The following is a 12,968-nucleotide window of genomic DNA, read 5'->3' on the forward strand; positions in this document are numbered from 1 at the left end:
TTTTTTAAGACAAGCAGTGATACACCGGATCATTAATTTAATGATTATAGACGAAAAGTATCATGAAGAAGTTATTGTTGGCAGTTTTTAGTATAACTACCACTTTCTCTCTATATGCGCAACGGGAAGTTCCGCAGCAACGAATGGAGCAGATTTACGAGGAAGTAAAGACACCATACAAATACGGGCTTGCAGTTGTCCCGGCAGACAATTATCATAAGATTGATTGTCCTACCGTTTTTCGCCAGGGGAACAAGTGGCTGATGACTTATGTGGTTTACAACGGTAAAGGTGGAACCGATGGTCGTGGTTACGAAACGTGGATAGCAGAAAGTGACAATCTACTCGAATGGCGCACTTTGGGACGGGTTCTTTCTTATCGGGACGGAAAATGGGACTGCAATCAGCGTGGCGGATTTCCTGCATTACCGGATATGGAATGGGGTGGAAGCTATGAGCTTCAGACTTATAAAGGTCGCCATTGGATGACTTATATCGGTGGTGAAGGAACGGGCTACGAAGCTGTAAAAGCCCCGCTTTATGTCGGACTGGCATGGACGAAAGAAGATATTTCTACGGCACATGAATGGGAATCTCTGGACAAACCGATTTTGAGCATCCATGATAAAGATGCCCAATGGTGGGAAAAACTGACTCAATATAAGAGTACCGTTTATTGGGATAAAGATAAAACATTGGGAGCTCCGTTTGTGATGTATTACAACGCGGGCGGCCGTCATCCGGAAACGGATTTAAAAGGCGAACGTGTCGGCATTGCGCTTTCCAAAGATATGAAGACATGGAAACGCTACTCCGGAAATCCGGTCTTTGCGCATGAAGCTGATGGAACCATTACAGGAGATGCGCATATCCAAAAGATGGGAGATGTATATGTGATGTTCTACTTCTCGGCTTTTGAACCTTCGCGTAAATATAAAGCATTCAATACATTTGCTGCCAGTTATGATTTGGTGAACTGGACCGATTGGAAAGGAGCCGACTTGATTATCCCTTCCAAGAACTACGATGAACTGTTTGCTCATAAGAGCTATGTGGTAAAACATGATGGAGTGGTTTATCATTTCTATTGTGCGGTAAACAATGCAGAGCAACGTGGCATTGCCATAGCTACCAGTAAGCCGATGGGACGTTCGGCTGTCCGTTTCCCGACTCCGGAGAGTAAGAATCGCCGGCAGATCACGACATTGAATGAGGGTTGGAAAACCTGGATTACAGAGGCAACTCATTTAAAAGGTCATTTTATGATGCCTGCAAAAATGGTGAATATTCCTCATAATTGGGACGATTATTATGGATACCGCCAGTTGACACATGGAAACATGCATGGAACGGCTATGTATGTGAAAGATTTCACAGTGGATGTAAAATCCGGGAAACGGTATTTCCTTCGTTTTGATGGAGTGGGTACATACGCCACCATTACAGTGAATGGAAAGGACTTCGGTCGTCATCCCATAGGGCGCACTACGTTGACTTTGGATGTCACAGATGAATTAAAACAGGGAGTAAATCGCCTGGAAGTGAAAGCAGAGCATCCTGAAATGATTGCCGATATGCCTTGGGTATGTGGAGGATGTTCGTCGGAATGGGGATTCAGTGAGGGGTCCCAGCCGTTAGGTATCTTCCGTCCTGTGGTATTGGAAGTAACGGATGAGATTCGCATAGAACCTTTTGGTGTACATATTTGGAATGATGAAAAGGCCGCTAACGTATTTGTTGAAACAGAGGTTAAGAATTATAGTAAAACAACAGAAACGGTAGAGTTGGTCAATAAACTAAGCAATGCCGATGGAAAACAAGTTTTCCGTTTGGTTGAGAAAGTTACTTTAGCTCCGGGAGAAATGAAAGTGATTCGCCAGCAGTCTCCTGTTGAGAATCCTGTCTTGTGGAATACGGAAAATCCATATCTCTATAAATTGGCCAGCATGATAAAGCGTGATACGAAGACGACGGATGAAATTTCGACACCCTTCGGTATTCGTACCATTAGCTGGCCGGTAAAACGAAACGATGTAGACGGACGTTTTTACCTGAATGGGAAACCCGTGTTTATCAATGGAGTATGCGAGTATGAACATCAGTTCGGACAAAGCCATGCGTTCAGTAATGAACAGGTTGCCGCAAGGGTAAAGCAGATACGCGCAGCCGGTTTCAATGCATTCCGGGATGCTCATCAGCCCCATCATCTCGATTATCAGAAGTATTGGGATGAAGAGGGAATCTTGTTTTGGACACAATTTTCCGCCCACGTGTGGTATGATACTCCGGAGTTTCGTGAGAACTTTAAAAAGTTGCTTCGTCAATGGGTGAAAGAACGTCGTAATTCTCCGTCAGTGGTGATGTGGGGATTGCAGAATGAAAGCACTTTGCCTCGTGAGTTTGCACAGGAGTGCAGTGATATTATTCGGGAGATGGATCCGACTGCAAAGACAATGCGTGTCATAACAACCTGCAATGGTGGTGAGGGTACAGACTGGAATGTGATTCAAAATTGGAGTGGTACGTATGGAGGAGATGTGACAAAATATGGTCGTGAGCTCTCTCAAGCGAACCAATTATTGAATGGGGAATATGGAGCGTGGAGAAGTATCGACCTGCATACGGAACCGGGAGATTTCCAGGTGAACGGAGTGTGGAGTGAAGACCGTATGTGTCAGCTGATGGAAACTAAAATCCGTTTGGCAGAACAGGCTAAAGATAGTGTTTGCGGACAATTCCAGTGGATATACAGCAGTCATGATAATCCCGGACGTCGCCAGCCGGATGAAGCGTATCGCAAAATAGATAAAGTAGGTCCGTTCAATTATAAAGGATTGGTTACTCCGTGGGAAGAACCGTTGGACGTATATTATATGTATCGTGCCAACTATGTTCCGGCTGCGAAAGACCCGATGGTTTACCTGGTATCACATACATGGACCGACCGTTTTGAAAAAGGACGTCGCCGTGCCACCATCGAGGCTTACAGCAATTGTGATTCTGTATTGCTATACAACGATCTGACAAATGAAAAGACAACCTTCCTCGGACGTAAAAAGAACAACGGAACAGGCACTCATTTTATGTGGGAAAACCGGGATATTCGTTATAACATACTTCGTGCTGTAGGGTATTACAAAGGTAAGCCGGTGGCAGAAGACCTGATAGTATTCAATGGTTTGGAACAAGCCCCTAACTTCGAACTTCTTTATCAGGATGATAAAAAGATATTGAGAGGAGAGGCAGGATATAATTATCTGTATCGTCTCAACTGTGGAGGGGATGATTATACAGATAGTTTCGGACAGTTGTGGTTGCAGGACAATACGAATTATTCCCGCTCATGGGCGGAGAATTTTAAGGATCTGAATCCTTATCTTGCCAGTCAACGTACCACCAATGATCCGATTCGTGGCACCCGCGACTGGACATTATTCCAACATTTCCGCTTCGGACGTCATCAGTTGGAATATCGTTTCCCTGTGGCAGACGGAACATATCGTATTGAACTGTATTTCACAGAGCCTTGGCATGGTACGGGCGGAAGCGCTTCTACCGACTGTGAAGGACTGCGTATATTCGATGTTGCCGTGAATGATTCTGTTGTATTAGACGACTTGGATATTTGGGCTGAAAGCGGTCATGACGGAGTTTGTAAGAAGATAGTATATGCCACAGTGAAGGGTGGAATGTTGAAAATTCATTTCCCGGAAGTGAAAGCAGGACAAGCCTTGATTTCGGGCATTGCTATTGCCAGCACAGATCAGGAAGTGAAACCGACAGTATTCCCTGCGTCCGGCTGGAGTTGGGAAAAGGCGGATAAAGAAGTGATGGAAAAGACTCCGAAAGAGTTACTTCCGGAAGACAAAAATGCTCGTGTCAGTATATCATACGAAGCGGAAACCGCTGTGCTGAAAGGCAAATTCCAAAAGAAAGAACATCGCAAACAGATGGGAGTGTTTTTTGGTAAAGGAAAAGGCAACAGTATTGAATGGAATGTTTCTACCGGATTGGCGCAAGTGTACGCCCTTCGCTTTAAGTATATGAATACTACCGGAAAGCCAATACCTGTCTTGATGAAATTCATTGATTCAAAAGGAGTAGTATTGAAAGAGGACGTATTGAACTTCCCGGAAACACCGGATAAATGGAAGATGATGAGCACCACTACCGGAACCTTTATCAATGCCGGACATTACAAAGTATTACTTTCGGCAGAAAATATGGACGGTCTGGCATTCGATGCATTGGATGTTCAATAAGTTTTTTAGAAAAACACACATATAAACAGAAAAATAGAAGCGGGACATTAAGAAGTTTGAATATACTTCCGGTGTCCTGCTTTTCATATTCTGATACTTTCTTATAAATAAAATATAGATGACCCGTTGGCGGAATTAAATAAGCGCATATTTAAGTCTGCCAATAGGTTTGTTGTTAATGTGGTTTATATATTGAAGGATTGTAAATGCACTTATTTTCCCGAGTATTCTGGTAAACAATCCTACTGTATCTTTAGCATAATTTCTCACTATCATGAACTGATCGCATAGTTGTGAGAAATCCGTTTCGATTCTTTTCCTGGCTTTAGCAAATGGGATGAATGTAGGACTCCAGTCCTTTTGGTTCAGTCTATATGGAACTTCAAGTCTTATATTTGCAGTCTCAAACAAATCCAGTTGCACATTCTTACTAATATATCCTCTATCTCCGAAAATGCTGCAGTCATGATATTCATATCTGATATTTTTAAGATAATTGATATCGTGAACACTTGCTTTTGTCAGGTCAAAGGAATGGATAACTCCACTTAAACCGCAAATAGCGTGTAATTTATATCCATAGTAATAATTCTTCTGAGAGGCACAATATCCGAATGATGGAGCTTTACTATAATCGTTTCTGCCCATTTTACAACGTTTCCCTCTAGCTACCCGGCATACCTCTATAGGTTTTGAATCAATACAGAAATATTCTTCACCACCATCTATCTTCTCAGCTATTCTTTTACGGATAGTGTCGCATAAGGTTGATGTAGTTTTACGCCTGTCATTATACTGGCGTCTTGAAATCAGATTGGGCATTTTATCCTTATACTCAGAAAGTCTAATGAAAAGATTACTTTCACTATCTATACCCATGGCTTCGGATGTAAGGTTCAAAGCTATAACTTCTATATCTGAAAACTTGGGAACAACACCTGGACGAGGAATATTTCCCTTCTCATTTATGAGGTTATCGCCAAATTGCTTGCAAATCTTAAGAATTTTACTGAATATTGTATATAAGTTGTGCATATATTGATGATATATTAAAGGTTTGACCATCTCTAATATACTATAAATCAATAATATGCACAACTTTTTAAACATCAATATATTATCTTTTTAATTCCGCCAACGGGTTATAGATGTTATTTTTTTAAGATTCGATGTTCTGATTTTAATTATTCGAGGGAGAAACTTCAAATAATCCCTATATTTGAAATCAAAAACAAAATAACACAATGGAGAGCGATTTACCTAATTTTGATTTGCCGTCTGATTATATTGTTGGAGAAGGGTATGGGATAAATTTATTAAAAAGGTATAAAAACTTTCCTTGCAGGGTAAAAGCCGGTTTTTTCATTCTTTGTGTAAAAGGGATAATGCAAGCGACAATCAATGGGAATCTTCAAAATATTGGTGAAAATGATTTGATAACCTTACCGCCCGGATATTTTATGGAAATTCTTGATTTTTCACCGGATATTCATATCTATTATGCCGGGTTCTCATCCGAATTCATAGAGGGTATAAATCTAATGAAGTCTACAGAACATCTTCTCCCTATAATTATGGAAAATCCGATAATAAGATTATCTCCATTGCAGGCTTGCAGTTATAAAATGTTCTATGAATCGTCAATTCTTTCGTATGCTTCTCCAAAAACATTGGCAAACAAGGAAATAGTAAAGGCGGTTCTTACCATGTTCCTTCAGGGAGCCACTGAAATTTATAAAATGCAAAATAACTTGTATTTATCTTCCCAGTCAAGAAAGTACGAAATTTATCAGGATTTTTTGCAATTGGTCATGAAATATTATACTATTCATCACGGAACCTCTTTTTATGCCGAACATCTAGGACTTAGCTTGCGCATTTCTGTTCAACAATAAAAAAGGTTGCAGGAAACACTCCTTTAGAAGTCATAGCTTCCATCATTCTGATGGATGCCAAATCCCGGCTGAAGTCAACCAATGAACCGGTGAAGAATATAGCCTTATCTTTGGGATTTAATAATATCTCTTTCTTCAATAAGTTTTTTAAGCAACATACGGGTGTTACCCCACAGGAATACAGGGGGCATTAAACTTCCACCAGCTGTTTTTCGAGCGGTAATGTAACGGTAAAACGGCTGCCTCTTCCTACTTCCGATACAACATAAATACTCCCTTGCAGATGTTCTACAATCGTTTTGCAGATAGAGAGTCCCAACCCCGTACCCTACTTGAAAGTATTGACTTTATAAAAACGGTCGAATATTTCTTTCTGGCATTCTTGGGGAATACCTTCCCCCGTGTCCTCCACAAACAGACAAACTGAATCGTCATTTTCCGGATTAACCATAAAACCGAAATGAATATATCCTTCTTCTGTAAATTTCCGGGCATTATTTATGAAATTGCATATTACTTGTTTCAAGCGTGTAGCGTCAGTAGTTATGTAAATATCATCATCCGGCAAGATTGCTTTTATTTCGATTTCCGGCACATTTTTCACGACCTGCTCTTTCTCTATATCCTTCATTATGGATTTGAGGGAGTAATTGGAATAAGTAAACTTGATAGTGTTTGATTCAATCTTGGACAAATCAAGTATATCGTCAATCAATCGTACTAAATGTTCGCTATTGATGCTGATTAGTCGCACGAAATCGGCACGTTCCTCTTCACTTAACTCATCATAAGTAGAACCTATAACATCAGAAAAGCCGACTATTGCATTCAGCGGCGTACGGATTTCATGACTCATATTGGCTAAAAATGCCATTTTAAGACGATCGCTTTCTTCTGCTTTTTTACGTGCCTCGATTAAGGTGTTTTCTATGTCTTTATATTCCTGAATACTCAAGCAGATTCCCACTAACCGATAGGGATGACCGGATATGTTTGCAATATAAGTAGACTGCCCTTCAAACCATTCCCAAGTACCATCCCCCCGGCGCAAACGGAATGGAACTGTTTTGTCAAAAGTTGTATTACCACTAAGTTGTACAACAAAGGCGTCAGCCATAGTTTGCCGATCGTCCGGATGAATCATATTCACATATTCCTCCATTGTCAAAGTATTATTCTCTCCGGCTGGAATACCTAAATGTTCAAAATAACGATCATCAAGAGTAAATTCACTACGGCTTATGTCATAATACCAGGGATATATCCTAGTTCTTTGCAAGGCTGTATTTAATATATATTCTTGTGTCAGTTCCACAGTAATATTACGGAAAAAGAACAAGATGTTTTTTTCGCCCTCTTCATTTTCCATTGTAGCAAATTCTCCTCTTATCGGGAATTGTGTATAGTCAACTTGTTCCTGCATAAATGTATGTTCAGGCAGCGAGTATACTTTTTTGCCTTGACGGATTTCTTCCAAAATGGTCGAGAGTATATCTTCTTTCTTATTTAACAGCTTGAATATCTTGTTGGTCGGAAGAGGCATCATCGCATTGACTGACGAATGTACATGAAGTTCCGTAAAAGCTTGCTGATTCAGTTGTATGACTTCTCTATTTATATCCAATATGATAACTCCGTCAGGTAGGATATTCAGCAAATCATCATTGTAGAGTGTTTGTCCGTTCGCTTCCATATTTTGTTATTTTTCGTTCAATGTACAAGATAATAATTAAATTCATAACAAAGAAAGCCATTTTACTGAAGAAAACATTATTTCAACAAACCTTTTGTACCTGTTTATATAGCTATTTTAATTTGCAACACATTGAATGTTAATACGATATTCCTTTTTTAAGATTCGATACTCATTTATTAAGCCTCACTCCGTTTATTTGCCAGTCATTTTTTTCTGTTCCTTCAGTGAAATTGAATGATTGCACAGAAGAAGACAACGGTTCGAATGTGAGTGAAAATTCTGCTTCGCCGCTTTCAGGCAAATAAAAGTGCTCACCGGGTTTAATCCCATCTGCTTTCTTTAAGGTATACGTTTCACCTTTCTCATCTACCAATCTACAATTCGGGCTGACTCGTATCCAGTATTTGGGAATATAATAAGCGTTGAAATGTACGATGGTAGCGGTGTCTGTCAGTACCACTTGCTTGACTTCAAGAATATCGGTATTGGTTGATTCCGACACCGGATAGTTAACGACTTTTGTATTTCCTTGCCATGTAATACTCATTTCATGTTTGACAGCATCCAGATACCTGCGCATTTTTAGTTTCAAACTACCTTTGCCATAACCCGACCACATTTTCATGATTTTGCCTTCGGGAGAGATAAGGACATAGTTGGGAATACCTCGAACTCCATATTTAGCGTATAATCCGGCTGTTTGTTTTAAGTCACTTAAATTCTGCCAGGTCATTTCATGTTTTGCCGAAGCTGCCTTCCACCTGCTTTTCGTATCGGAGCTTAGACTAATGATAGTAAGACGCTCTTTATATTGTTCTTGAATCTCTTTCATCTCTGGTAAAGCCATAATGCAAGGACCGCAACCGCTACTCCAGAAATCAAGCAATATATATTTTCCATTGAAATCAGTCAGATGATGAATCTTTCCATCCAAATCGAAAAGTTCGGTATCTGCCATTTTATCTCCCTCTTTCACAACTGTAGGTGGGAAAAGATTAACTGTAATTTCCTGTCCTGTTATAGAAGTCTTTTGTGCTTCATTCATTCTATTATACAAAGCCAGTGTTTCATCTTTATAAGAGAAATTTGGATTGTACTTCACCGACATGCTCAATTTATATAGCCTGTCCATCCAAATGTTTGATACAGGAAGTTCCTGCATCAGTTTCATTTCACGTTTGCTGATTAAAGCTGAAATACTGTCTTCTTTCGCACGTAGAGCCTTCCGTTCGGCTTCCGGGGCAGAACGCAGACTTCTTGCTTTGATAGACAAACGTTGATACTCATCCCATAAATCGTGTGAATCTTCAATAAACCTATTATATTCTATTTGTTCCTTTACAGGGCTGTCTACTGTCCACGTATGTATCAAGGTATTCGTTCCGGTTACTTTGATTCTTGCATTAGGAGTTGCATAAATCTCCAGCGACATGGAAGGAAAATCATCATTACGGGTACACATTAGAGATAATTTGTCTAAACCATCTTCTCCGGCATTTCGTTTGAAGAAGAAAGTACCGTTTTGTATGGTATCCATGGCTACTGTACTTCCTACATTTCCGTCAAGTAGAAAAAGAGAAACAAGAGTTCCATCCTTTACACCTTCCACTTTACCTTCAATCGTATACTCGTGTTGTGCTTGTGAAACGAGACTGCCTAATAAAAAGAGGCTGCTAAATAGTAGTTTTTTCATCATCATAATATTAGAAGTAATTATACGCCACAAGGTAAAGCTTTTCTTTATAGAGTGTTACTCCTTTTATTGTTCTTTAATATTTCTGTAAAAGAAAGGGGTACAAAATGCCCTTTCGTTCGTCTACTTGATATGAAGAAAAAAGAACGAATGAAAATATATACTTTACTGCTTGGCGCATTGTTTGTAAGTCCTACACAGGCACAAACAATGCATGATTGGGAGAATCATCATGTTCTCCAGATCAACCGTGAACCGGCAAGAGCTACTTTTACCCCTTTCTCTGTACAGAAAGGAGACGGCTCAATCTCTTTAGACGGAACCTGGAAATTCCGTTGGACTCCCGTTCCCAATGAAAGAGTCGTGAACTTCTATCAGATAAATTTTGATGATAAAGATTGGACGGATTTGCCTGTTCCCGCCAACTGGGAAGTGAACGGATATGGCACGCCTATCTATGTTTCAGCAGGCTATCCGTTTAAAATAGATCCTCCACGGGTGATGGGAGAACCGAAAACTGACTATACCACGTATAAAGAAAGAAACCCGGTAGGGCAATATCGCCGCACTTTTGTATTGCCGACCGGATGGGAAGTGAATGGACAGACTTTTCTACGGTTTGAGGGCGTAATGAGCGCCTTTTATGTTTGGATCAACGGTGAGCGGGTAGGGTATAGCCAAGGCAGTATGGAACCGAGCGAATTTAATGTCACGAAGTATCTGAAATCCGGAGAAAATCAGATTTCACTGGAAGTCTACCGATATAGTGACGGTTCTTATCTGGAAGATCAGGATTTCTGGCGTTTTGGTGGTATTCATCGTAGTATTCATCTGATACATACACCGGATATTCATGTCCGTGATTATGCGGTACGCACTCTTCCCGCATCTGTGGGTGATTATAAAGACTTTATTTTGCAGATTGATCCGCAATTCAGTGTATATCGAGGGATGACCGGAAAAGGGTATGTCTTACAGGGAGTATTAAAGGATGCTTCAGGCAAAGAAGTTGCCACATTGAAAGGCGATGTGGAAGATATTCTTGATTTGGAGCATAAAGCAAGCCGGATGAATGAATGGTATCCGCAGCGTGGCCCGCGTAAGATGGGACGTTTGTCAGCCATTATAAAATCACCGGAAAGATGGACGGCAGAAACGCCCTATCTCTATAAATTACACTTAACTCTCCAAAATGAAGAAAGAAAAGTCGTAGAACAGATAGAACAGGCCGTGGGCTTCCGCTCTGTAGAAATCAAAAAAGGACAACTGTTAGTGAATGGTAATCCGGTTCGTTTTCGTGGAGTGAACCGTCACGAACATGATCCACGGACGGCACGTGTCATGAGCGAAGAACGAATGCTTCAGGATATTCTTTTAATGAAACAGGCAAATATAAATGCTGTACGCACCAGCCATTACCCCAATGTCAGCCGTTGGTACGAGCTATGCGACAGCTTGGGATTGTACGTGATGGACGAAGCGGATATAGAAGAACACGGATTGCGTGGAACACTCGCAAGTACCCCCGACTGGCATGCGGCATTTATGGACCGTGCAGTCCGTATGGCGGAACGTGATAAGAATTATCCATGTATTGTAATGTGGAGCATGGGAAACGAAAGCGGTTACGGACCAAACTTCGCTGCTATTTCGGCATGGCTGCATGATTTCGATCCCACTCGCCCTGTACACTATGAGGGGGCACAGGGAGTGGACGGAAATCCTGACCCGAAGACGGTCGATGTTATCAGCCGCTTTTATACCCGGGTGAAACAAGAATATTTAAATCCCGGTATTGCAGAAGGAGAGGATAAAGAACGCGCTGAAAATGCACGCTGGGAACGGTTGCTGGAGATTGCGGAACGCACCAATGACGACCGTCCGGTAATGACGAGCGAATATGCACATTCCATGGGAAATGCATTAGGAAATTTCAAGGAATATTGGGATGAGATATATAGTAATACCCGTATGCTGGGTGGTTTTATATGGGATTGGGTAGATCAGGGAATCTACAAGACTTTACCCGACGGTCGTACCATGGTGGCTTATGGTGGTGACTTTGGCGATAAGCCGAACTTAAAAGCTTTCTGCTTTAATGGATTACTGATGAGTGACCGTGAAACTACGCCTAAATATTGGGAGGTAAAGAAGGTATATGCACCAGTTGAACTGAAAATGGAAAATGGGAAGCTGAAAGTGACGAACCGGAACCATCATATCGATTTATCATCTTATCGCTGCTTATGGACATTGTCTGTGGATGGAAAACAGAAAGAACAAGGAGAAATTACATTGCCAGAAATAGCTCCAGGAGAAAGTGGAACAATAGATTTGCCGACTTTCCGTTCATTGAATCCTCTTTCCGATTGCCAACTGAAAGTAAGCATTGTTTTGAAATCGGATGCTCTTTGGGCAAAGGCGGGACATGAAGTGGCTTGGGAACAATTCTGTTTGCAAAAAGGAGATTTAGCTTCTGCTGATTTAATTAATAAAGGAACGCTTCAAGTGGAAGAGGATGATAAATCTTTATTGATTAGCGGACGCGGTTTTTCTGTTCAGTGGGAAAAGAAAGTGAACGGAAGTATGACCTCCCTTATATATAAGAACAAAGAAATGCTGGCTCACTCCGATGATTTTCCGGTTCAGCCCGTCACTCAAGTTTTCCGTGCTCCGACAGATAATGACAAGAGCTTTGGAAACTGGTTGGCTAAAGACTGGAAATTGCATGGAATGGATCATCCGCAGATAAATCTGGAATCTTTCCACCATGAAAAACGTGCAGACGGGGCGGCCATTGTCCGGATTCAAACAAGTAATTTATATAAAGAAGGAAAAGTGGCGACGACTTCTGTCTATACGGTCTTTTCAGATGGAACGATTGATCTGGAAACAACTTTCTTGCCACAAGGAGTTCTTCCTGAAATTCCCCGTTTAGGAATCGCATTCTGTCTGGCGCCTGCTTATGATACATTTACCTGGTATGGCAGAGGGCCACAGGATAACTATCCAGACCGCAAAACATCTGCTATGATAGGGCTTTGGAAAGGAAGCGTTGCAGAACAGTACGTACATTATCCACGTCCGCAGGACAGTGGAAACAAAGAGGAAGTACATTATCTGACCCTGACCGACAAACAGAATAAAGGTATCCGTGTTGACGCGGTAGAAAACGTATTTTCTGCATCTTCCCTGCATTATACTGTACAGGACATCTATGAAGAAACTCACGATTGTAATTTAAAACCACGTGCGGAAGTTATTCTAAGTATGGATGCTGCCGTACTTGGATTAGGAAACAGTAGTTGCGGACCGGGTGTATTGAGGAAATATGCCATAGAGAAAAAAGAACATACGCTGCATATCCGTATCAGTAGTAAACAATGATAGCAATAAATAACTAACACAATTATAAAAGTAAC

The 12,968-nt window shown here is 41.0% G+C and carries 4 protein-coding genes and 2 pseudogenes; 3 read left to right on the top strand and 3 right to left on the bottom strand.

The window, feature by feature from the left end:
• Nucleotides 1-62: 62 nt before the first annotated feature.
• Nucleotides 63-4,262, top strand: coding sequence for a malectin domain-containing carbohydrate-binding protein (locus CJF29_RS11455; protein ID WP_099147381.1), 4,200 nt, complete (start codon nucleotides 63-65; stop codon nucleotides 4,260-4,262).
• 135 nt (nucleotides 4,263-4,397) lie between these two features.
• On the opposite strand, the gene CJF29_RS11460 is transcribed toward CJF29_RS11455, so the two are convergent.
• The gene (locus CJF29_RS11460; RefSeq protein ID WP_004310694.1) at nucleotides 4,398-5,372 is read right to left on the bottom strand and encodes an IS982 family transposase; all 975 of its coding nucleotides are present in this window, start codon (nucleotides 5,370-5,372) and stop codon (nucleotides 4,398-4,400) included.
• Between the two features lie 134 nt (nucleotides 5,373-5,506).
• Between CJF29_RS11460 and CJF29_RS11465 the strand changes: the two are divergent.
• Nucleotides 5,507-6,351: pseudogene (locus tag CJF29_RS11465) on the top strand (helix-turn-helix domain-containing protein).
• Here the strand turns inward: CJF29_RS11465 and CJF29_RS11470 are convergent.
• Together CJF29_RS11470 and CJF29_RS11475 are read right to left on the bottom strand one after the other, a co-directional pair.
• Nucleotides 6,348-7,850, bottom strand: a pseudogene (locus CJF29_RS11470) (ATP-binding protein). The pseudogenes CJF29_RS11465 and CJF29_RS11470 overlap by 4 nt on opposite strands.
• Before the next feature lie 172 nt (nucleotides 7,851-8,022).
• The gene (locus tag CJF29_RS11475; RefSeq protein ID WP_099147522.1) at nucleotides 8,023-9,552 is read right to left on the bottom strand and encodes a TlpA disulfide reductase family protein; all 1,530 of its coding nucleotides are present in this window, start codon (nucleotides 9,550-9,552) and stop codon (nucleotides 8,023-8,025) included.
• 126 nt (nucleotides 9,553-9,678) lie between these two features.
• Between CJF29_RS11475 and CJF29_RS11480 the strand changes: the two genes are divergently transcribed.
• Nucleotides 9,679-12,933 carry a glycoside hydrolase family 2 TIM barrel-domain containing protein gene (locus CJF29_RS11480; RefSeq protein ID WP_074559571.1) on the top strand — a complete coding sequence of 1,085 codons (3,255 nt, stop codon included), beginning with the start codon at nucleotides 9,679-9,681 and terminating at the stop codon, nucleotides 12,931-12,933.
• Nucleotides 12,934-12,968: the final 35 nt, after the last annotated feature.

Origin of the sequence: Bacteroides celer, from assembly GCF_002632415.2 — a bacterium.
Lineage (GTDB): Bacteria > Bacteroidota > Bacteroidia > Bacteroidales > Bacteroidaceae > Bacteroides.

Coding starts and splice junctions, on each gene's coding strand:
- CJF29_RS11455 (WP_099147381.1), top strand. CDS start 63: ATGAAGAAGTTATTGTTGGCAGTTTTTAGTATAACTACCACTTTCTCT.
- CJF29_RS11460 (WP_004310694.1), bottom strand. CDS start 5,372: ATGTTTAAAAAGTTGTGCATATTATTGATTTATAGTATATTAGAGATG.
- CJF29_RS11475 (WP_099147522.1), bottom strand. CDS start 9,552: ATGATGATGAAAAAACTACTATTTAGCAGCCTCTTTTTATTAGGCAGT.
- CJF29_RS11480 (WP_074559571.1), top strand. CDS start 9,679: ATGAAGAAAAAAGAACGAATGAAAATATATACTTTACTGCTTGGCGCA.